19 protein-coding genes and 2 riboswitches are annotated in these 22582 nt (G+C 64.9%); of the genes, 11 read left to right on the top strand and 8 right to left on the bottom strand.

Annotated elements, in window-relative coordinates; genetic code table 11:
• Positions 1-197 precede the first annotated feature (197 nt).
• From KR541_RS31975 to KR541_RS31990, 4 genes are read left to right on the top strand one after another with little or no spacing between them, the layout of a single operon-like run.
• A complete protein-coding gene (locus KR541_RS31975; RefSeq protein WP_204384782.1) occupies positions 198-566 on the top strand; it encodes a hypothetical protein in 369 nt (122 codons plus the stop codon).
• Positions 563-1042, top strand: coding sequence for an NlpC/P60 family protein (locus tag KR541_RS31980; protein WP_185722556.1), 480 nt, complete (start codon positions 563-565; stop codon positions 1040-1042). Before KR541_RS31975 ends, KR541_RS31980 begins: the two co-directional genes overlap by 4 nt.
• 32 nt (positions 1043-1074) lie before the next feature.
• A complete protein-coding gene (locus KR541_RS31985) occupies positions 1075-1899 on the top strand; it encodes a radical SAM protein (protein WP_185722558.1) in 825 nt (274 codons plus the stop codon).
• A 25-nt stretch (positions 1900-1924) separates the two neighbouring features.
• Positions 1925-3112, top strand: a complete 1188-nt coding sequence (locus tag KR541_RS31990) for an aminotransferase class III-fold pyridoxal phosphate-dependent enzyme (protein ID WP_204384783.1) — start codon at positions 1925-1927, stop codon at positions 3110-3112.
• A gap of 36 nt (positions 3113-3148) precedes the next feature.
• Here the strand turns inward: KR541_RS31990 and KR541_RS31995 are convergent, their stop codons facing one another.
• The 8 genes from KR541_RS31995 to KR541_RS32030 form a co-directional block, all read right to left on the bottom strand.
• The gene (locus KR541_RS31995; protein WP_185722560.1) at positions 3149-3856 is read right to left on the bottom strand and encodes a glycosyltransferase family 2 protein; all 708 of its coding nucleotides are present in this window, start codon (positions 3854-3856) and stop codon (positions 3149-3151) included.
• Between the two features lie 64 nt (positions 3857-3920).
• Positions 3921-4643: a CDP-alcohol phosphatidyltransferase family protein gene (locus tag KR541_RS32000; RefSeq protein WP_124630103.1), complete on the bottom strand. Its 723-nt coding sequence runs from the start codon at positions 4641-4643 to the stop codon at positions 3921-3923.
• Between the two features lie 50 nt (positions 4644-4693).
• The gene (locus KR541_RS32005; protein ID WP_124630104.1) at positions 4694-4999 is read right to left on the bottom strand and encodes a hypothetical protein; all 306 of its coding nucleotides are present in this window, start codon (positions 4997-4999) and stop codon (positions 4694-4696) included.
• A 107-nt stretch (positions 5000-5106) separates the two neighbouring features.
• Positions 5107-6213 (bottom strand): phosphonoacetaldehyde reductase, encoded by a 1107-nt coding sequence (locus tag KR541_RS32010; RefSeq protein ID WP_185722562.1) that lies wholly within the window; start codon positions 6211-6213, stop codon positions 5107-5109.
• A 14-nt stretch (positions 6214-6227) separates the two neighbouring features.
• Complete coding sequence (gene aepX / locus KR541_RS32015; protein WP_124630106.1) at positions 6228-7637, bottom strand: phosphoenolpyruvate mutase; 1410 nt, start codon at positions 7635-7637, stop codon at positions 6228-6230.
• The gene (locus KR541_RS32020) at positions 7603-9183 is read right to left on the bottom strand and encodes a B12-binding domain-containing radical SAM protein (protein WP_124630107.1); all 1581 of its coding nucleotides are present in this window, start codon (positions 9181-9183) and stop codon (positions 7603-7605) included. The genes aepX and KR541_RS32020 overlap by 35 nt, the downstream gene beginning before the upstream one ends.
• Positions 9180-9920: a phytanoyl-CoA dioxygenase family protein gene (locus KR541_RS32025; protein ID WP_124637501.1), complete on the bottom strand. Its 741-nt coding sequence runs from the start codon at positions 9918-9920 to the stop codon at positions 9180-9182. The genes KR541_RS32020 and KR541_RS32025 overlap by 4 nt, the downstream gene beginning before the upstream one ends.
• A gap of 540 nt (positions 9921-10460) precedes the next feature.
• On the bottom strand, positions 10461-11483 hold the full coding sequence (locus KR541_RS32030) for an ABC transporter substrate-binding protein (protein ID WP_089490062.1): 1023 nt from the start codon (positions 11481-11483) through the stop codon (positions 10461-10463).
• A 140-nt stretch (positions 11484-11623) separates the two neighbouring features.
• A riboswitch (guanidine-I (ykkC/yxkD leader) is annotated at positions 11624-11745 on the bottom strand.
• Positions 11746-12177: 432 nt separating this feature from the next.
• Positions 12178-12309, top strand: a riboswitch (guanidine-I (ykkC/yxkD leader).
• A 57-nt stretch (positions 12310-12366) separates the two neighbouring features.
• On the opposite strand from KR541_RS32030, the gene KR541_RS32035 reads away from it, so the two are divergent.
• The 7 genes from KR541_RS32035 to KR541_RS32065 all read left to right on the top strand — a co-directional run bounded on the left by KR541_RS32035 (position 12367) and on the right by KR541_RS32065 (position 22497).
• Positions 12367-13122 (top strand): urea amidolyase associated protein UAAP1, encoded by a 756-nt coding sequence (locus tag KR541_RS32035; RefSeq protein WP_050015407.1) that lies wholly within the window; start codon positions 12367-12369, stop codon positions 13120-13122.
• An 11-nt stretch (positions 13123-13133) separates the two neighbouring features.
• Positions 13134-13790 carry an urea amidolyase associated protein UAAP2 gene (locus KR541_RS32040; protein WP_050015406.1) on the top strand — a complete coding sequence of 219 codons (657 nt, stop codon included), beginning with the start codon at positions 13134-13136 and terminating at the stop codon, positions 13788-13790.
• A gap of 282 nt (positions 13791-14072) precedes the next feature.
• A complete protein-coding gene (gene uca, locus KR541_RS32045) occupies positions 14073-17687 on the top strand; it encodes an urea carboxylase (protein WP_216090063.1) in 3615 nt (1204 codons plus the stop codon).
• Positions 17684-19555, top strand: a complete 1872-nt coding sequence (gene atzF / locus KR541_RS32050; RefSeq protein WP_124630110.1) for an allophanate hydrolase — start codon at positions 17684-17686, stop codon at positions 19553-19555. Before uca ends, atzF begins: the two co-directional genes overlap by 4 nt.
• Positions 19556-19619: 64 nt before the next feature.
• Positions 19620-20594 carry an ABC transporter permease gene (locus KR541_RS32055; protein ID WP_050015417.1) on the top strand — a complete coding sequence of 325 codons (975 nt, stop codon included), beginning with the start codon at positions 19620-19622 and terminating at the stop codon, positions 20592-20594.
• Between the two features lie 45 nt (positions 20595-20639).
• Positions 20640-21551: an ABC transporter ATP-binding protein gene (locus tag KR541_RS32060; RefSeq protein WP_050015400.1), complete on the top strand. Its 912-nt coding sequence runs from the start codon at positions 20640-20642 to the stop codon at positions 21549-21551.
• A gap of 208 nt (positions 21552-21759) precedes the next feature.
• On the top strand, positions 21760-22497 hold the full coding sequence (locus KR541_RS32065) for a transporter substrate-binding domain-containing protein (protein WP_089490059.1): 738 nt from the start codon (positions 21760-21762) through the stop codon (positions 22495-22497).
• The last annotated feature ends 85 nt before the right edge of the window (positions 22498-22582 follow it).

The raw sequence follows: 22582 nt of genomic DNA on the forward strand, positions 1-22582 counted from the left end.
TCCTGTCGACGCAAGTCGCAGGGTCGCGGTGCCATGCATCACCTGCTCAGGTCGGAGTTGATGGTGCATCTAATAGTAGACAACGCAACGCTACATGGATACGCTCTTTGCGTGTTTCTATCGAGTAGCCACCACACTTATCGCATAAGGGGGCAACGATGGCGGCAGTCCGAATCCGGGGAACGTGGTATCTGTCATTGTCGGTTCACACCGACGACATCAAATCAACGCCGCTACGGGTCGGCGACGCACAATTAGTGGTGCAAACGGCTAATCGGACCGGCATTGGCGGCGAGCTGCACATCGGGGGCGAAAGCCTGGCGGTTGCTGGCAAGATCAAGCCCGGCAGTCCGGCTGTCGTCAGCATTACCGAAGCCGGCGCTGACGGGTTGCTTGTCCAGGACGGCGTGGAAGCCATCCTTTATATCCCGCCATGGTGGCCGAGCGTCAAATACCAGCACGATCTCATTACAGGAACGATGGTCGTGGGGGCGTCGTCGTCGCTCAGAAGCCCACGGCTCGCCCACAAAATCATTCTTGTTTCGGGCGTTCAGCCGTTCGAATGATCGCCTCGATTGCCAGGTACGAGATTCGACTCGCTCACTGGTTGGCGGCTTCGGTTGGCGCCCCGTACAAGTTCGGCGGCCGCGGGCCGACCGGCATCGATTGTTCGAGTCTGTTGATGCGTGCCATTCGCAAGAGCCTGCGGCTCACGGTTGCGCAGCTTCCATGGATGACTGCGGATCAAATGGCGAGAGGCCGTCAAGGCGTTACTGTACAAGCCACGGAGATGGTATCGGCGCAGCGCTGCCTGTTGGCTTTTTTCGACTGGGACGAAGACGGAATCCACGAACATGCCGCGGCGTGCCTGCCGGACGGATCGTGGATCTGGGCGTCTACGTCGGCAGGCAAGGTCATCCGGGTCGATCCTCGATCGACTTCGATTTGGGACCGTCAATGGCGTGAAATTGAGGGGGCGCTGGACGGGCGGCGAAGCACCCTGCGCATGGTCGACTGGCGTGCCTTGGGGGCAATCCGATAATGGAACGAGGATCCGTTCCCCTATGGATCTGGATGGATCTGTCCGCGGCATGCAATCTGGCGTGCCGCGACTGCTATACCAAGCATGTCCATACATCGCGCCTGCTCTCGACGGATCACTTCGCGCTCGTGCTCGAAAAATTGAATGCCGCCGGCGTCACGATCGAGAAACTCCATCTGAACTGGCGCGGTGAACCGCTGACAAACAAGCGATTTGGCGAATTTCTTCGCATCCGCAATACGACCGCTCCTGGCGTTCCACTCGAGTTCCACACTAACGGGCTCCTGCTTTCGCACGACACGTGTGCCGAGATTGTTCGGCAAACACGCGAAGGAGATCTCGCATACGTGTCCATAGACGGGGGTGGACGAGTCCTGCACGAAGCCAACCGGGGGCCCGGCACGTGGTTACCAACGCTGCGCGGCTTGGAAAGGCTGCTGGATGCGCGAGATGCCGCAGGCGAGCCGCATTTGAGCGTCGGAATCTACGAGATCACCTATCTGCGCGGCGCGATCTACGATCGTGAGCTTGTCGTCCTGTCCCGCAGGTGCGACGCATGGACCAGAGTCTGCCCTATTGACAGAGAAGGACGGGAAATACCCTTTGCGGCCGACGTCCTTCCTCAAGGAGCCTGTTTCTGGGCAGGCAACGCGATGTGCATCACGGTAACCGGCGATGTGCATGTCTGCATGCTCTCGTTCGATCGGAGTGGCGTCATTGGAAACATTTTCAGCGAAGAGGTCGACGACATCCTGCGCCGAGGTCAGGCGTTCCGGTCCAGTCTCGTCTCGTCAGGGCGCCGGGTCGTGCCGCACTGCCGCAACTGCTACAAGACCGAGGGCGCGATAGACGACTAATGGCGATGGTGAGCGAGGACGAAAGATGGGCCGAGAACAACTGCTGGCGCTCCATGGCGCGAAGAACGATCGACTGATCGGCATCGACGGGCGTGTCTACTACGACCTGACTTCCGGTTGGAACGTCACCAATGCCGGCTGGAACAACGAAGCGATCTTCACGGACTGGATCGAGGCCGCCAGAGCCCTCCCTTTCAGACCCTCATGGTGCACGGATCCGAACCAGGAGCGGTTCAAGGAACAGCTCGGCAGCATCTTTCCCGGATACATTCCGATCCTGTCATGCAGCGGCAGTGAGGCGATCGACAACGCGCTCAAGGTCGCCCGCGTCACAACCGGCAGAGGGGGAGTCGCGTGCGTCGGCGACGCCTATCACGGAAGCACGCTCGGCGCGGCGCTCGCCGCGGGATATCCTGTCGACCACATTGATGCGCTGGGGCTCGATAATCGACGTTTCGCGCTGCCCGCTCCTGTTTCGGACGCGGACCTTGCAACGATCGAAGCGTTACTCACGCGAGAAGACAGCATAGGAGCGGTCGTGTTCGAAACCGTCCTCACCAACGCCGGGTGCCGTGTCGTACCGGACGCATTCCTGAATCTGCTTCAGCGCCTTTCGGACGAATTTGGCTTTCTGTTGGTCTGTGATGAAATCGGGACGGGTATGAACAGAACGGGGCATCCATGGTCATTCCAAGGCCGCCCCATTCGCCCGCACGTCATTACTTGCGGAAAGGCACTCACAAACGGGCTCTACCCGTTATCTCTCGCGCTCGTGGCAAACGATTTGCGATCCTTTTTGGACGAAGCTTCTTTCGCTTCCACTTACGGTGGGTCGCCGGCGGGCTGTGCAGCGGCGTTGTCGACCCTTGCATTCCACCAGGCCGCCGACCTGGGTAGCCGTGCGCTCGAACTGGCGAGTGCCGTGACCGCGATATTCGAATCCAACGGCCGAAAATTGGGGGGCCACTTCGACATCCATGGCGTAGGGCTATCGATGGCGGTCAACATCGGGGGAGGCGATCCCGAATTTGCGCACGCGTCCCGACCAAAAAAAATCATCCAGTCACTGCTCGAGCGAGGTATCTTCGCTGTGCTTTCACCCGATGGACAGCAACTGATGATTACCCCGGCGTTGACGGCAGAACTGGAGCCGTTGATGGATACGCTGGATGTGGTCGCGGAAACGATCGTCGCGTCCCGCAGCGTTCGCTAGGTCCGTCACGGAAATCGATGCAATCCAGAGGCGGGATCATTCGATGACGATGTCTGCGTCTTTCGGATGCGCGCGCAGGCTCCACAGATGTCCCGGACCTGCTAGGAGATTGGCATACGTCGCCTGCCAGAGTTTCCCGGGATCGGCCTCTCGATATTTCAGAAATCTGGCGCGCCTTGCCTGCGGGGTCATGCCGCCCTTGTGCAGAATGCGAATGATGGTCCGGTGCATGTGCTCCCGGGAGATGTCGTCTGGAATCGGCTGGAAGTGCAGGCGCGCCGCAGGCAAACGCTGTCCGGCCCGGAAGCCGAACATTCGATACACCCAAAGTCGGTGCTGGTCGAAATGAGCCAAGTCCCCGATCATTCTGAGAACCTCGAACGCATAAGCGTGCCCCGGATTTGCGATTTCGGAGATCAGCGTTCGCAGAAGAGGCAGGTCGGGTTCCGCGATGAGTTCATCGGCGTCGAGCCAGACGATCCAGTCGGGTGCGTGGACGGCGCTAGCGTCTAGCAACCTTTGACGGTTCTCTGCGTCGTTCCATCCTGCACAAGACCATCGTCGCGGATTGCGCAGCACCTGAAGAACAAGTGCCTCCCGGCGCAGCAGGTCGAGCGTCTGGTCCGTACTTCCATCGTCCAGCGCGACGATGCCGGACGCGAAGCGCCGCACGTTATCGAAGTATGCCTGCAGGTGCTCCGCGCCGTTGCGAACGGGTAGTAGGCACAAGATGCGGGTAATCATGTGCGGTGAACCTGCCACGTCGATGCCGATCCCGGAAATCCCTTCTGTCGCCCGGATTGCCGCGTCAGGAGGGGGGGGCCGTTGATGCCGCATCCGCCTGGCGCGTCTCGCGCATCGATGCGATCATGCCTGCGATGTAAGTCGCGCAAACTACCGCCGACAGCGCCAGCGACAGCATCGCCGATACCACGATACCGATCTTCGCATGGCCCGTGATCGCCGCAAGCAGCACGAGATTCTCGTCGAGCGGCATCGCCGCGAAGAGAATGCGCGACAACTTGCGCAGCAGCGCAAACGGGCCGTCGCCTGGCACCCAGCTCGCGAGTTGCAGGTACAGGTAGTAGAACGTGCACCAGCCGGCCAAGGCAAACATTCCCCACGTCGCCATCGACGGGTTGCCGGACTGCACGGAGGCGCCGAGTGCCAGCCCGATCTGCAGTGCGACGAGCGTCACCCAATTCGAAAGCTGATCGAGCTGTCCGCCGAACGCGGACGCCCGGCCGCCGGCTCGCGCAACCTCACCATCCATGCAGTCGAACAGATACGCGACCGCGATAAGCGCCGCTGCCGCCATCATCGCGCCACGCTGCCCGTACGACATCAGGGTCGCGGCGGCGAGCGCCGCGAGCGCCCCGAGAAACGTCAGCAGGTTGGGGTGGACGTTCGCTTTCGCGAGGCGCCACGACAGGCGCGTCGACAGCCTGCGAATCGGCTTGTAGACGGGCGCCTGCTCCCGTTCGATCTGCTGACGCAAGAACGCCTGAAAAGTGCCCGAATCGGAGGTCATGATGAGCGTGCTCTCACAAGTGCGGCCTAGTTTCAACCAGGCCGCATCTTTCACTTGATCTCGCTTGCCTTGATCAACAAATTGCTTTGCGACTGCACACGCTCACGCAAACGGCCTACGTTGTTCGCGAACGAATCGGCACGCGACACGTGGGAGATCGACGTCGCCAATGACGCCGCGAGTGACGCCAGTGTGTTCGCGAGCGAGGCCTCGAGCACCTGCTTGAGTACTGCCTGATTGGGCGCGGGCCCCCTGCCGACGCGCGCGATCGCCTCCGAGAACGATCCGATCAGGGTCGACGCCTCCTTCTGGAACAAATCGAAATTCGCATGTACCACTTCGGGTTGCTTGCTCATCACTTGCTCTCCATGCCCCCGTAAAGTGGTCCGCTGATCAACGCGTCGGGGGCAAATGCCGCGTTGCGGGCCGATTATCTGGATTGAAATCGATCAGCGGTCCGTACTTACAACGCATCGAGCAAATGTTGCAGATCGAGGCGTACCGGATGATTGGCGAGCCGTTCGAGATTCACCTCCGCAACGAGTTCCGCGTATGCCGAGCGCGGGACGCCGGCCTCTGCGAGCGTCGCGGGCAGCGCCCATTCACGCAACTGCGCCTCCCATCGCTGCCGTGGCGTGCGTGCATTCGGCAACGCGAGGCGTGCCAGGATCGTCTCCTGATATTCGGCAATGCCCTTGCCGCGATGAACCGCACGCGCGTGTTCGGCGAGCACCGGCCCCATGAACAGGCCGACCGCATGACCGTGGGGGATACCGAACCGCGCCGTCAGAGCGTACGACAACGCATGTGCCGCGGTTGTGCGGGTGATCGCGATCGCGCGGCCGGACAGATGCGCAGCGTACATGACGGCGGCACGTGCGTTGGCGTCTCCCTTGCGAATCGCGTCGCCTAGATGCCTGCCACAGAGCGTCAGCGCATCGCTCGCATACGTGATGCTTTCCGCCGTCGCCGCGTTCGACCACATCGACTCGATGCCGTGGCAGATTGCGTCGACACCGGAGCAGGCCGTCTGGCGTGCGTCGAGGCTTCCCGTCAATCGCGCATCGACCACGGCGCGGTCCGGCATGGCGTCCTGATGGTCGACCGAATGCTTGATGCCTCCGACATAGAACGTCGCGAATGGCGTGACTTCGCTTCCCGTCCCGGCCGTGGTTGGCACCGCGATGCAAGCAGGAAGCCGTCGGGTAGACCCGCCGCGCATACGTAGCGCATCGGCGGCGCACAAGTGCGGACATGCGGCGATCCGTCTGACACCTTTCGCCGTATCGATGACAGCCCCGCCGCCTATCGCAAGAATCGCGTCCGCGCCGCTCGCCGCAAAGAACGCGCCGGCCATCTCGATCGATTCCAGCGTGGGGGAAGCGTCGGCGACGACGTAGTCGACGCGATCGCACGTCATGGCCCCGAGATGCAGCAATGCCTGCGCATCGCTCAGATCGAACGAGCGAGGGCCGCGAAGCACCGCGATCCGCCGTGCGACAAGTTCGCGAACAAGCTGCGGAACGTGCGCGGCGGCGCCCGGGAATACGAGCGACAGGTGTACGGACATGTCGTTCCACCTCTTTACACGGTTTCGCCGGTTCTTGGCGTCGCATCGGCCCGCGCGCCGGCATCGGCCACATTGCCGGCCACCACGGACAAAATGTCGTGCAGGCTCGCGCCCGCACGCGCGCATTCGTGCGCGCGTCCATGGCGCAATATGGACTCGGCGGCGGCCGTCATTGCTGGATACGCAGCGCGCAGCAGGTGATTGGCGTAAATCACGCCGTTTACGCCGGCAACCTCGAGGTCGTGCTCGCTGACGATGTCATAAGTTGACGGGATCGCAAAGATCGGCGTCCGCGCATCGGCGAGCCGGAACGCACGACAGAAGTCCAGTACCTCGACGGGTTGGTGGTTGCGGCTGTGGATCAATACCGCGTCGGCGCCCGCCTGCGCATACGCATGCGCGCGTTGAAGTGCATCATCAATCCCCGCGCCCAGGATGAAGCTTTCGATCCGTGCCACGATCATGAACGCGTCGTCAACCTGCGCATCCTTGCCGGCGGCAATCTTCTCGCAAAATTCCGCGATGTCGCTCTGGCTCTGGGCGGATACGCCGGACGACAAGGAATTGCGCTTGAGGCCAACCTTGTCTTCGATCACGACGGCCGACACGCCGACACGCTCGAGCGCACGCACCGTGAACACGAAATGCTCGGGCAGACCTCCGCTGTCCGCATCATAAACGAGTGGCTTCGTCGTCACGTCAAACATTTCGTTGATCGTTTGCAACCGCATCGACAGATCCACGACTTCGATGTCCGGCTTGCCGCGCACTGTCGAGTCCGTCAGGCTACTCGACCAGATCGCGTCGAATTCGCGAACGCCTCCACCGTCTCGAACCTGCGCGCGCTCGACGATCAGCGCAGCGAGCGGACTATGGGCCTCGAGCACGCGAATCAACGGGCGTACGCGCAGTGCGTGGCGCAAACGCGCTTGCCGCGCGCTCGGTGCAATACCGTTTCGGCGGATGCGTTGCTGGGCATAGGTCGACGATACGCCGTGCGTATAGGGTATTTCGATCAGTGTGCCGCTCCACTCACGCAACACCTCGACAACTTGTGCACGCGTATCGCGCTGTGCGCCTTCTCGCCAGTCATCGCCATGTACAACGAATTCGGGCCGAAGCTCGCGTAGATTGGGGCGGAAGTCGAGTGTCGTCTGCGGCACGACATCCTTGACCCAGACACTGCTCGCGACGACCGCACGCCGCTGCTCGAACGAGAAGAGCGGCATCCGCTTGTAGCTCGCAATTGCCTCGTCGGTCATCAATCCCACGATCACGTCGCCGTAAGTCGACGCATGATGCAGCACGTTCACGTGACCATCATGGAACACGTCCGCGCACATCGCGACATAGACGACCGGCCGCGGCCGCGTACCTTCGCCATTACATTCAGTATTGCTGCTCGCTCCAGAATCGGCGTCCATGCTTGACACTCCCTCTGTTGAACAACGTGTTGAATTCGTGTGCGAGTGCGGCGATCTCGGTGCCGGTCCAAAGTCCGGGAACTTCGATCAACCCCTGCTTGTACGACATTCTATAAAGCGGTGTGTCCGGGGCAACGAATCCTTGGCGCAAGCATTCCGTCAGCAGTTCCGAACCGACTATCGGCGTTGCCGTGAAAAACGATGCGCTGGTGAAGCCCGCGTTGCATGCGAAGCGATAGGTTTCGCGCATTTCGTCGATCGTTTCGCCATCGCAACCGAACATCGGCGGCATGCCGATGATGAAGAAGCCATGTACGTCGAGCCCGATATCTCGTGCGTATCTCACGAGATGACGCGTGCGCGCGAGATCGAGCGGCTTACGGATCAGCTCGGTCAGCACGCGCTGCACGCCGCTTTCGATCGCGAACGTGATTTGGTAACATCCCGCGTCGCGCATCAGATCGAGCAGGCCTTCATCCATGCGCCAAAGCGCGGTTCCTTGCGGCGTGCACCACGGAAGCTTGATGTCGGCCAGCGCACGAAACAACATGCGCGCATGCTCTTTGTCGTTCGTGATGTTGTCGTCCTGTATGTGATATTCGTCAATTCCGTAGTGCTCGACGAGCGAACGGATTTCATTCGTCACGTTCTCCGGACTGCGACGGCGCAGCTTGCCGCCCCAGAAGTTGGTCGTCGTGCAGAACGAGCATTTCGCGGTACATCCTCGGCTAGTGTAGAGCTGAGCCACACGCGATCCGACCGTATAGGGCGACTGATAGGCGCCGATTTCGAAGTAACGCTCCATGTTGTATAGGTGCCAGGCCGGATAGGGAATGACGTCGAGGTCGGCGATCGGGTCGGTCGAACATGCTCGCGCAACCTTGATGAGCGGCATCGACTTGTTCGAGAAGATCCGGTTGACGCTGCGCTGCCGCACGACGATGCCTTGCAGGCTCTCGAGTGGTCGTGCGCCGTTCGCCCAGTCGAGGAATTCCACGATCGTGTTTTCCGATTCGCCGAGAAAAACCGCGTCGGCGTCAAGCGACTCGAGATACTGCTCCGGAAAATACCGTGCGTGGGCACCCCCCGTGATCAGAAGCGCGTCGGGAACCGTATCGCGCGCGATACGGAAGATTTCCTCGATGATGTCGGACTGGTTCGAGAAAATGCTGGACACGCCGATCACGTCCGGCTCCCACCGGCGCAACGCGTCGCGGATCGACCGGGCACCGAGACCGTAGCGAACGAACTCGCCCGCGTTGTCGACGGGTTCAATCTGATCGTAGCCCTCAACCAGGCAGTCTAGCAGCCGTACGTCATAGCCATTGCGCTCGAGCATCGCGCCGAGATAGCCCAGTCCCAATGGATAGGTGCAGCGAGGCAGGTCGCCACGGTACAGGATCGCCCCGGGGGACACCAGCATCACACGCTGAAAACGTCGGGAATCCTTCGCCGACAGCGCGGTTTCGAGGCCCCGGTAGACAACGTCCGACCGTTGCGCGGGGTCAAGAAACTCGACCCTGATGTTGCCGACGAAGCGTGTCATCGCATGGCTCCTTCGGGACCGAAATCGAACAGTCGGAACGCGTAGCCGTCGCCGTGCGATGCCATGCCCGCGATCTTTTCCGCGTAATAGCGGTCGCGAAAATCGCCCTCGTCGGCGCAATTGAACGTGAGAAAAAGATGTGGGACAACATGTCCCGTTCGGTTTGCATATGTCCGATGCGCCGCATAGCCGTCAAATAGCAGTCCGTCGCCTGCGTCTACATCGAGTGATTGCGGGCAAAGCGACGCGAAGAATGCGTCGTCGAGTTGACCGTTCAGATTCGGATAAAGAAAGCCGGGCGACGCCCCGGTCGCGAATTCAAAGCCACCGCTGTCAGGCTGCGACGCCTCAATCAGCACAGCAACGGTCGCGTAGTGCGACGCATAGCGATTCCAGCCCGCGGCGGCGTCCTGATGCGCCCTAAAGCCTGGCGAGGCCGGGTAGCGGAAATTGATCTTGTCCTTGAATAGCAGGCAGGGACGCTCGAACAGCGCTCGCGCGAGCGCATTGCAGCGCGCATGCAGATCGATCCCGGTCCGCTCGGCGAAATCTTCCACAAAGCGCTCGATACGTACGAGACGCCGGCCTTGGGCACTATCCTCCCGATACGCGATCAGCGGCAGGCGATGCACGGGCGCGTCGAGCAGAGACTGGCAATATGCACGCGCGGCGCCGAGCTCTCGATCACCAACGAGAATGTGTTTCACCAACGTCCACGGCTGACCAGGCGTATTCATTTTTCTTCGCCGACATCAGTAGGCCACGCTTCGTTGACTATGCGTTTGCGAACGACTCAAACGCCCCCGTCCTTTCAATGCACATCGTGTCGCTTCACTCGATACGCACATTGAATGCGCATCCCGAGCAATTCGCAATCTACTTCGGATAATTGATCGAAGTCTTCGGTTCACACGACTCAGTTGGCCAATCGACAATCTGAGTCTTTATCGAATCAGCGATCACGAGCGTGCCGCGCTCGATTCATATTAGGTAGACAAACAGGATTGTCAACCGATGAATCGGGAGTTTTTAAGTGACTGTTTCGCTAAAAGCGAATGGTCGAAAAGCATCGATGACTCGCCTACCCGCTTGATGGTGCGGACGGCAGTTTCATCGTGAAAGCAGTCGTTGCACTAGCGGCAATGCGAAAGTCCGCTTCGGGTTGCGGATTCAACCGGGCACATGGCGGAACGTCACTCCTGTACGAAGCATGCGGCCGACGCGCGTTGCCCACCGACGTGACGCGGTACATCGCCGCGCCGGCGGGCATGCTGCCGTCAATGCACGTCAATAAACCGCGAATCGATATACGCATCGACGTCCTGCGACTGCTTGTACACGGCGTTACGCACGTTGAATGCATTCGCATTTCGCGTCGAGCCGTAGATCGAATCGAGCCCGTCTCCCTTGCGGAACGCACGCTTCGCGGCCGCTTCGTCGAGCAGGTGCGTGCCCTTCAGCAACGGAAGGTATTGCGCCGGTGCGAGCCCGACGCGCGCCGACATGATCTTGACCGCATCGGCTTGCGTCTTCGGATCGTTGATGTACGCGACGCAGCGATACCAGACCTTGACCACCTTCGCCCAATCGGCGCGGCGCGCGGCGAGGCTCGCCGGCGCGACCGTGATCGCATCGTAGATCAGCCCCGGCGCATCCGCCGACGTGAAGATCGCGCGTGCGCCCGGCGCGCGCTTCAACGCCTCGCCGGCATTCGGTTGCCACGCCGCTACCGCCGCGATGTCGGCCGACGAACCGAGCACCTGCGGCAGCTCGTTGGTTTTCGCATTCACGAGCGTGACGTCGCTGTCCTTGAGCCCATGCTTCTGCAGTGCGGTTTCGAGCAGCAGGTGGTCGACGAGGCCGAGCTCGACGCCGACCTTCTTGCCTTTCAGCGCCTCGACGGTGCGCAGCGGCGGCTTCGCGACGATCATGTCGTTGCCGGCCGAATAGTCGGTCAGCAGGATCATCACGTTCTTCGCGCCGGATGCGCCCGTCACGAGCGCATCGCCGTTGGTCGCCGCGACCGCGTCCAGCTTGCCTGCGGAAAACGCGTCGAGCGACGCCGAATAATCGAACCACTCGAAATCGACGTCGACGCCGGCCTCCTTGAACCAGCCCTTGTCGAGCGCGACCTGGAACGCGACCCAGCCGGGCCAGTCGCTGTAGCCGATCTTCAGCGGTGCGGCAGCGTGAGCGGTAGGCGCCACCCATAGCGCGGCGGCCGCGGCGGCGGCGCCCAATGCATGACGGAGGAAACGGAAGGACGGCAGGCGGCGGAACGCCGGGGCGGGACGGGTCATCGTTGTTCTCCAGGAGACCGGGATCGGGATCGTCGATACGGACCGTGCGCGTACACACGTTCCGGCTACGTGACCGGTTCCTGCGGATGCGGAACGAACGAAGCGGCCACGGAGAGGCGCGACGGCCGTTGCCATCGCCGATCTCCCGGGCTTTTGTCCCGCCGTGTAGCACGCGTTCATCCGGTCTCGCGATCGGATGAACCCGCGCCGGGCTGCTCTCGGACCAGACGTTCGATGAACCGGAACCCTAGCACCCCTAAGATGCGACGCCGCCGCACCTCTCGGCGTCATGCCGAGCGAGAAGCGTGCCAACGGCGCGCGGCAATGCGATTCAACGGCGGCGCAGGGTGCGCTGAAGTTCGATGAAGCGGGCGGCGAACAGCACGTGCAGCGCGCGTCGGAGCAGGTCGAGCTTGTTCATGAAGGAGCGGGGATGAGGTGGCGGTGCGTGAGTTCAGCAATGCCCATGCCATCGCGGATCGTTCGGTGCGAGAGCACGCGACGCGCACTGCACCGGTGCGCGGTTGCGTGCGCATGGTGCGCCGCACGCCCGCCGCGAGGGCAAGCTCATGCGTGCGCCATTCGCTTGCCGCGCGCCATCGCGCCGCCGGGCCGCGTCGTACGGCCGACGGGCTGCGGCTGGCATGCAACTCGCTTATTCGATACCCGAGAGGTGCGAAGCAATTTGCATCATCTTCAGGATCGCTAGGGTTCCGGTCGTGCGGCGTGCGCCGCGCGATGCCTGGTCCGAGAGCAATCCGGTCTTGCCTTCGCCTCGATGAGAGGAAACGGCGAGGCTCCACGGAGGGATAAAAGCCCGGGAGGTCGCGATGTCGTTCGGTCGCCCTCTCACGCCTTTTGTCCAACCGACCCCGGAGCCGCCATGTCGCCGAGCCCCCAAGCCGTCCTTGCCCCGCCGCCACACGTCGCGTGGGAAACGCTGATTCCCGCCGGAACCCACTGGTCCGGCATCCTGCGCCGCGGTCTCGCGCTGCGCATCGTCGATATCGACGGCGGCGCGAACCTGTCCGCCGTGTTTCATCGTCAGGAAGACCCGCTCGAACGCTACAACATGGCCGATACGCTGAAGGCGCAGCACACCGCGCATCTCACGCGCGGCCATGCGCTGTATACGGACATGGGGCGCGTGATCGCATCGATCACGGCCGACACGCTCGGCTGGCACGACCCGCTCGGCGGCGTCGGCGATGCGCGGCTGTTCGCGCACAAGTACGGCGCGTCGTCGTATCAGATCGATCGCAACGCGATGATCCGCAACGGCCGCGACAGCCTCGTGCTCGAGCTCGCGAAATACGGCCTGTCGGCGCGCGACCTCGCCGCGAACGTCAACTTCTTCAGCAAGCTGGACACGCGCGACGACGGCGCGCTCGATTTCGTCGCCGGCCATTCGCCGGCCGGCAGCGCGTTCGACCTGCGCTTCGAGATGAATACGCTCGCGGCGTTCTCGACCGCGCCGCATCCGCTCGATCCGCGCCCGGACTACGCGCCGAAGGCCGTGAAGCTGATCGCGTACCGCGCGTATCCGGTTGATGGCGCGGCGCCCGAGGATGACCCTTGCCGGCGCGCATGCGCGGAGAACACGCGCGGCTTCGCCAACACCGACCGTCTGTTCGCATGAGGAGCGAGACCATGCCGATCATCGAAAGCCGACTCGACCCGCGCGACGCGATCCACGACACCACGCTGAACGCGGGGGACCCGTGGCTGCACGACCTGAAGCGCGGGCAGACCTTCCGCATTCTCGATCTCGAAGGCAACCAGGCCGTCGACACGCTGTTCTATAGCACCGACGATCCCGAGGAACGCTACAGCGCGCAGGACACGATCCGCGCGCAGCGCAACCTGTACCTGAGCGCGGGCAGCGTGCTCGTGTCGAGCCGTGGCAACCCGATGGCGACGATCGTCGCGGACACGTGCGGCCGTCACGATACGCTCGGCGGCGCGTGCGCGGCCGAGAGCAACACGGTGCGCTATGCGCTCGACAAGCGTTACATGCACAACTGCCGCGACAGCTTCCTCAACGCGATCGCGCACTGCACGTGCGGCGCCGGCGCGCGGCTGACCAAGCGCGACCTGGTCGGCAACGTCAACTTCTTCATGAACGTTCCGGTCACGCCGCTCGGCGGCCTCACGTTCGAGGACGGCATCTCCGCGCCTGGCAAGTACGTCGAGATGCGCGCGGAGATGGACGTCACGGTGCTGATCTCGAACTGCCCGCAACTCAACAATCCGTGCAACGGTTACAACCCGACGCCCGTGCGCCTCATGATCTGGGAGGCGCAATGAACTGCCCCCACGCTCACTTGCTTTGCATGGGGCCGGAGTACGCGCTGAAGCGCTACTCCGGGCCGACACGTTCGCTGCCCCCCAAGAGGGCGGTTGCCGTCCACGGCCGGCTTTGCAAAGCCGGCCGGCTGCGCGGGCGCGGAGCGACGCTCCGCGAATTCCCCGCTACGCCCCTTGGGGCGGCCCGGCAGGAGGCGGAATGAACTACCCCCACGCTCACTATCGTTCGCTGCCCCCCAAGGGGGCGGTTGCCTCCTTTGGGGCGGCCCGGCAGGAGGCAACATGAGATTCGCCAAAGTCCTCGTCGCGAACCGCGGCGAAATTGCGTGCCGCGTGATCCGCACGCTGAAGCGCCTCGGCATCACATCGGTCGCGATCTATTCGGATGCCGATCGCGACGCGCGCCACGTGGCGCTTGCCGACGAAGCCGTGCGTGTCGGGCCTGCACCGGCGGCCGACAGCTATCTGAATGTCGCGGCGATCCTCGACGCCGCACGCGAGACCGGCGCGCAGGCCGTGCACCCCGGCTACGGCTTCCTGTCCGAGCACGCGGGCTTTGCCGATGCCTGCGAAGCGGCGGGCCTGCGCTTCATCGGGCCGCGCGGCGATCACATGCGCGCGTTCGGCCTCAAGCACACCGCGCGCGAACTCGCGGCGGCGCACGGCGTCGCGCTGCTGCCCGGCACCGGATTGCTTGGCGATGTAACGACAGCGCTCGCCGAAGCCGACGCGATCGGCTATCCGGTGATGCTGAAAAGCACCGCGGGCGGCGGCGGCATCGGCATGTCGCTGTGCCGCGATGCCGGGCAGCTCGGCGCGGCGTTCGAATCGGTCGTGCGGCTCGGCGCCGCGAACTTCGCGCATGCGGGCGTCTATCTCGAGAAGTTCGTCGAACACGCGCGGCACATCGAAGTGCAGATCTTCGGCGACGGCCGCGGCGGTGCGATCGCGCTCGGCGAACGCGATTGCTCGGTGCAGCGGCGCAACCAGAAGGTGATCGAGGAAACGCCCGCGCCCGACCTGACCGACGCCGAGCGCGACGCGCTGCACGCGAGCGCGGTGCGGCTCGCGCGCGCGGTGGGCTACGCATCGGCCGGCACGGTCGAATTCGTGTTCGACGCGAGCACGCGGCAGTTCTATTTCCTCGAGGTGAACACGCGGCTGCAGGTCGAACATTGCGTGACCGAGGCCGTGACGGGTGTCGATCTCGTCGAATGGATGATCCTGCAGGCCGAAGGCGACCTGCCGCCGCTCGATACGCTCGCCGTCGCGCCGCGCGGCGCGAGCATCCAGGTGCGGCTCTATGCGGAGGATCCGAACAAGCAGTTTCAGCCGAGCGCCGGGCTGCTCACGTACGTCGCGTTTCCCGACGACGTGCGGGTCGACGGCTGGATCGACGCAGGCACGGAGATCAGCGCGCATTACGATCCGCTGCTCGCGAAGCTGATCGTGCATGGCGACACGCGGCGCGACGCGCTGGCCGCGCTGCGCGCCGCGCTCGACCGGACCGAGTTGTACGGGATCGAGACCAACCTCGACTACCTGCGCGCCGTCGTCGGGTCCGACACGTTCGCGCGCGGCGCGCCGACGACCGCCTTCCTGTCGCGCTTCGCGTTCGCGCCGCACACGATCGACGTGCTCGACGGCGGCGTGCAGACCACCGTGCAGCAGGCGCCCGGGCGGGTCGGCTACTGGAGCATCGGCGTGCCGCCGTCGGGGCCGATGGACGATCGCGCGTTCGACCTCGCGAACGCGCTGCTCGGCAACGCGCGCGACGCGGCCGGGCTGGAATTCACGATGGTCGGCGCGACGCTGCGCTTCAATACTGCGACGCTGTTCGTGCTCGGCGGCGCGCCGTTCGCGGCCACGCTCGACGGCGAAGCGGTGCCGTTCTGGCAGGTCGTGCGCGCACGACCGGGTGCGGTGCTCAAGCTCGGCGGCGTGACCGGCGCGGGCGTGCGCGCGTGTCTCGCCGTCAAGGGCGGGCTGCAGGTGCCCGACTATCTCGGCAGCAAGGCGACCTTCACGCTCGGCCAGTTCGGCGGCCATGCGGGCCGCGCGCTGCGCAAGGGCGACGTGCTGCATCTGCACGCGGACGCCGGGCGCGGTGACGCCGGTGCGACGCTGGCCGCGGCCGATATTCCCGCGCTGACGCATGCGTGGACGCTCGGCGTGCTCGACGGTCCGCATGGCGCGCCGGATTTCTTCACGCCGGACGACATCGCGATGCTCTACGGCACGCAGTGGACCGTCCATTACAACTCCAGCCGCACCGGCGTGCGGCTGATCGGCCCGAAGCCGCAATGGGCGCGCGCGGACGGTGGCGAGGCGGGGCTGCATCCGTCGAATATTCACGACAACGCGTATGCGATCGGCGCCGTCGATTTCACCGGCGACATGCCGGTGATTCTCGGCCCGGACGGGCCGAGCCTCGGCGGCTTCGTGTGTCCGGTGACGGTCGTGCGCGACGAGCTGTGGAAGCTCGGGCAGTTGCGGCCGGGCGATACCGTGCAGTTCGTGCGGGCGAACGTGTCGGTCGGGATATCGGCTGCGGCGATCGTGAATGCGACGGATGACGTTGCTGCTGTTGCTGCTGCATCCGCCTCATCCGACGATTGCGTGCTGCACCGCGACCCGTCGGCCGGCGGCGGTATCGGCGTCGTCTACCGGCGCTCGGGCGACCGCAACGTGCTGGTCGAATACGGGCCGCCCGTGCTCGACCTGAACCTGCGCTTTCGCGTGCACGCGCTGATGGGCTGGCTCGACGCGCACCGGCTGCCCGGCATGCTCGACCTGACGCCGGGTATCCGCTCGCTCCAGGTGCAGTTCGATTCACGGACGCTGCCGCTGGACGCGCTGCTCGCGCATCTGCAGGCCGCCGAGCGCGAACTGGCCGACGTGGCCGACCTGCGCGTGCCGAACCGCATCGTGCATCTGCCGCTGTCGTGGGACGACCCGTCGACGCGCGTCGCGATCGAGCGCTACATGCAGTCGGTGCGGCCCGACGCGCCGTGGTGCCCGAGCAATATCGAGTTCATCCGGCGCATCAACGGCCTGGCGAGCATCGACGACGTGAAGCGGATCGTGTTCGACGCGCGCTATCTGGTGATGGGCCTCGGCGACGTCTACCTCGGTGCGCCCGTCGCGACGCCACTCGATCCGCGGCACCGGCTCGTGACGACGAAGTACAACCCCGCGCGCACCTGGACGCCGGAGAACGCGGTCGGCATCGGCGGCGCGTATCTGTGCGTGTACGGGATGGAAGGGCCGGGCGGCTATCAGTTCGTCGGCCGCACCGTGCAGATGTGGAATCGCCACCGCACCACGCGCGAATTCGAAGCCGGCAAGCCGTGGCTGCTGCGCTTCTTCGACGAGATCCGCTTCTACGAAGTCAGCGAGGCCGAACTGGCTGCGCTGCGCGCGGATTTCATCGCGGGCCGCGCGACGCTGAAGATCGAGGAATCCGTGTTCGATCTGCGCGCCTACAACCGTTTCCTGCACGACGAGGCGGAGTCGATCGCCGCGTTCAAGGCGACGCAGCAGGCCGCGTTCGACGCGGAGCGCGAGCGGTGGCGCGCGGCGGGCCACGCGGAATACGTCGGCGACGGGGAACTGGGCGATGCGCAAGCGGACCGCGTAGCGGGCGCGCTCGACGACACGCAGCGCGCGATCGCCGCGGACGTATCGGGCAGCGTGTGGAAAGTGCTGGTCGAAGCCGGCGAGCGCGTGACCGAAGGGCAGGTCGTCGCGATCGTCGAGTCGATGAAGATGGAGGTGGCGGTGACGGCAACGGAAGACGGCACGATCGAGACGATCGATTGCGCGCCTGGCGCGGCAGTGGTGGCCGGCCAGCGGCTGATGGTGATGAAGACGGGCGCCGCCGAGGAGGTCGCATGAGCACGACGGAACGCCCGGTTCTGCCCGGGCTGCACTCGATTGCCGCGCTGCGCGCGCGCTACGCGGCGGGCGGCCTGACGCCGCATGCGCTCGTCGACGCGATCGCCGCGCACTTCGACGCGGGCGACCCGCACCATGCGTGGATCCGGCCGCTGACGCGCGACGAGATGATGTCGTACGCCGACGCGCTGGCGGGGCGCGACATCGCGTCGTTGCCGTTGTACGGCGTGCCGTTCGCGATCAAGGACAACATCGACCTCGCCGGCATACCGACGACAGCCGGTTGCCCGGCCTATGCGTACACGCCGGCACGCAGCGCGCCGGTGGTCGAGCGATTGATCGCGGCCGGTGCGATTCCCGTCGGCAAAACCAATCTCGACCAGTTCGCGACCGGGCTCTCCGGGCAGCGCTCGCCTTACGGCGCGTGCCGCAATGCGCTCGATCCGCGCTATGCGTCGGGCGGCTCGAGTTCCGGGTCGGCGGTGGCGGTCGCGCTCGGCGTCGCGACGTTCTCGCTCGGCACCGATACGGCCGGCTCCGGGCGCGTGCCGGCCGCCTTCCACGGGCTCGTCGGGCTCAAGCCGACACGGGGCGTGCTGAGCACGCTCGGCGTGGTGCCGGCCTGCCGGTCGCTCGATTGCGTGTCGGTGTTCGCGCGTTCGGCGGACGACGCGCGCACCGTGTTCGCCGCCGCGCACGGCGTGACGGAAGGCGACCCGTACGGGCGCGCATGGCAGCCGCTGTTGGGCGCGGACGGATTGCGCGCGGACCCGGCGCGGCCGCTCGCACAATTGCGGTTCGGCACGCCGCGCGCCGATCAGCTCGAATTCTTCGGCGATGCATCGTATCGCGCGGCGTGGGGCGCGGCGCTCGACCGGCTGCGCGCGAGCGGCGCGTGGATCGTCGAGATCGACTTCGCACCGTTCCTGGCCGCCGCGCGGCTGCTGTACGACGGCCCGTGGGTCGCCGAGCGGCTCGCCGCGATCGGCGCGTTCGCCGCGCGCGAGCCCGACGCGCTGCATCCGGTGATCCGCGAAATCGTTGGCGGCGCGGCGCGCTTCAGCGCCGCCGATGCGTTCGCCGCCTTCGACCGGCTCGCGGCGCTGCGCGTCGATGCGGCCCGCGCGTGGGACGGCCTCGACGCGATCGTGATGCCGACCTCGGCGACGACCGCGACCGTCGACGCGCTCGAAGCCGATCCGATCGCGATCAATTCGCGCTTCGGCTACTACACGAACTTCGTGAACCTGCTCGACCTGTCGGCGATCGCGGTGCCGGCGGGCACGTGCGCGACCGGGCCGCATGCGGGCTTGCCGTTCGGGATCACGTTCGTCGGCCGTGCGCACGACGACGCGCGGCTGCTCGATCTCGCGCACGCGTGGGGCGATGGCGCTGCCGCCGTCGACGACGTTCGGCCGCCTGCGGCCGCGATGTCGGCGCGTGCCGCAGCCGCGGGTGTCGTGCGGGTGGCCGTCGTCGGCGCGCATCTTCGCGGCGAACCGTTGAACGGGCAGCTCACGCAGCGTGGCGCGCGCTTCGTCGCCGCGACCACGACCGCGCCGGCCTATCGCCTCTATGCGCTGTCCGCCGATGCAAGCGGCGGTGTCGCCAAACCGGGCCTCGTGCGCGTGCCGGACGGCGGCGCGCCGATCGCGGTCGAGGTCTGGGAGATGCCGGTCGACGCGTACGGCAGTTTCGTCGCCGGCATCGCGGCGCCGCTCGGCATCGGCACGCTGACACTCGCCGACGGTGCGCGCGTGCAGGGCTTCCTGTGCGAAAGCGCAGCGCTCGACGATGCGCAGGACATCACGCGCTTCGGCGGCTGGCGCGCTTACCGCGCGCAGGCGGCGCGCGGCGCACCGCAATGAACGCACGGTCGCGCGATGCCGCGGCATCCGCGCGACCGGCACCCGAAACGAGACGGAGATTCCGATGACAACGACCCGCAACACGACCGGCTGGCTCGCGGTGCGCCGCGAGCTCACCACGCGCGGCAAATGGACGCTCGGGCTGGCGTCCTTCCTGCTGCCGTTCGCCGTCTGGTGCCTGATCAGCTATGTCCCGTTCGTCTGGCATCCGCAGATGCGCATCACGAACCCGGGCAGCGTCGATTATTTCCAGACCGGCATGCAGATCGACCGCGACGTGTTCGACGACGAGCTCGCGCATGCACGCGCGACGCACGCGGCGGTGCCCGAAGGCGTGCGCGCGAATCCGGTCTACCTGCCGGCGCCGCACCAGGTCTTGCGCGCGTTCTATACGGCGTTCACGACGCCGCCCGCGTCGCGCGACGGCGTGTGGCTGCACGAAAGCCTGTGGCACAGCATCCGCATCATCTTCTGGGGCTTCGTGATTTCGTCCGCGATCGGCGTGCCGCTCGGCATCGTCTGCGGCACCTTCAGCGCGCTCGCGCGGCTGCAGGAGCCGTTCCTGGAGTTCTTCCGCTATCTGCCGGCGCCCGCGTTCGGCGCGCTGATGGTCGCGATTCTCGGCATCTACGACGCACCGAAGATCGCGATCATCGTGATCGGCACGCTATTCCAGCAGGTGCTGATCGTCGCGAACACCACGCGCAAGCTCGAATACGGGCTGTTCGAGGCCGCGATGACGCTCGGCACGAAGAAGCTGAAGCTGCTCACGCACGTCGTGATTCCGGGCGTGCTGCCGGACCTGTATCGCGATCAGCGGATCCTGCTCGGCTGGGCATGGACTTACCTGATCGTCGCCGAGCTGGTCGGCACGAGTTCGGGCATCACGTGGTACATCAGCCAGCAGGCGCGCTACCAGCATTTCGACAACGTGTATGCGGCGATCCTGATGATCGGGATCATCGGCCTCGGCACCGACATCGTGCTCGGGTTGCTCGGCCGCCGGCTCTTTCCGTGGGACCGCACGCTGAAAGCGTGAGCGCTGCCCGCCCGTACCCATCGACCGATTTCCGCAGAGGGCATCATGCAGAATCCGCAAGCCGTTCCCGATTACCTGGTCCAATCCGACGCGGTGCGCGAGCGCTTCGCGCGGCTGAAGGCCCGCGACGTGATACTCGACGTACGACACGTCGGCAAGCGTTTCGCGACGCCGCAGGGCGACTGCGTCGCGCTCGACGACATCAGTTTCCGTACGCACCGGCGCGAGTTCGTGTGCGTGATTGGTCCGTCCGGCTGCGGCAAGTCGACGTTGATCCGTATCCTCGCCGGGCTCGACGCGCAGACGAGCGGCGAGGTGCTGCTGGACGGCAAACCGGTCGACGGGCCGGGCGCCGATCGCGGGATGGTGTTCCAGGGATACACGCTGTTTCCGTGGCTCACGGTGAAGAAGAACGTGATGTTCGGTCTGCGAATGAACGGCAGCAGCAGCGGCGTGGCCGAGCGCGAGGCGCTGCAGTGGCTCGATCTCGTCGGGCTGACGCGTTTCGCCGACGTGTATCCGCACCAGCTGTCGGGCGGCATGAAGCAGCGCGTGGCGATTGCGCGCGCGCTCGCGAACCGTCCGCGCATCCTGCTGATGGACGAACCGTTCGGCGCGCTGGACGCGCAGACGCGTGCGAGGATGCAGACGCACCTGCTCGACATCTGGCGCAACATCGACGTGACGATCCTGTTCATCACGCACGACCTCGACGAGGCGATTTTTCTGGCTGACCGGATCCTGGTGCTGAAGGCGAATCCGGGCGGGGTGCAGGAGCTGATCGAGGTGCCGGTGCCGCGGCCGCGCGATTATTCGCAGGTCAATACGCCCGCGTTCATCGCGACGAAGGCGCGGCTCGAAGCGCTGATTCATCCGAAGGAAGCCGCGACGGCGGAAGACGACGGCATCAAGCCGCACATGATCCGGATGACGGATGTTGCGGATAACGTCGAATAGCGCGGAGCCAATTCATGCCGTCACGCGTCGATCCATGTCTCGTGCCGGATATCGGGGCTCAAATTGACGACTTCACTGACGCTTGCACCCAAATGATGACGTCGACTGGCTTACACCCGGATTAATTTTGTCCACGCTTAGTGAACGTCGACTTCCCACGGTAAGCTGATGAATTCCTGATCGATTCTTCGGCTTGCGAGAGAAAGCGATGAAGGTGAGCATTGCGTACATCGAAGAACCGCCATTCGGCTGGACCGAAGCGGAGGGCACCGCTACCGGCGCCGATCTCGAACTCGCGGCGATGATCCTCCGGCAGATTGGCGTCACCCGGATCGAGTATTGCGCGACGACGTTCAGCGAATTGCTGCCCGGCGTCGCATCAGGTCACTGGGACATGAACGTGCCGCTCTTCGTGACGCCGCAGCGGGCCGATACCGTTGCGTTCAGCGCACCGGTGTGGGGCATCGAAGACGGTTTTCTGGTTCGGCCCGGCAACCCGAAGGCGCTCACGAGTTATGCGTCGATCGCCCAACGTCCCGATGCGCGCCTCGGCATCATTGCCGGGCAGGTCCAGCACGATTCCGCGATGGCGTCGGGCGTGAGCCGGCGGCAAATCGTCGTCTTCGAGCAGCAGGCCGACGCGATCGCGGCCGTGCTCTCCGGCGTGATCGACGCCTATGCGAGCACCGCGTTGGGGAATCGAATCGTGGCGGGCCGGATAGGCAGCGCGCTGATCGAGGCCGTCGCGCACGAGCCGGATGTCGACGGCAGACAGCGGACACCGCCGCTCGGCGCGTTTTCGTTCAGCCGGGAAAACCGCGGTCTTCTCGACGCGTTTGATCGGCAACTTCGTCGCTATCTCGGCTCGCCCGACCATCGCGCTCGCATGGCGAGGTTCGGGCTGACGGCGCGCGAGATCGATCCGGCCGTCTCGCAGGCAGGATAGGTCGGCGCCCGGCCGCGAGGGGGCATGCCCGCGCGTTGCCGTTCGGGCGTCGGACGTGCCCGGCATCAGGTGACAGGGTAGTGAT

The organism is Burkholderia sola (assembly GCF_905400185.1).
GTDB classification, from domain to species: domain Bacteria; phylum Pseudomonadota; class Gammaproteobacteria; order Burkholderiales; family Burkholderiaceae; genus Burkholderia; species Burkholderia sola.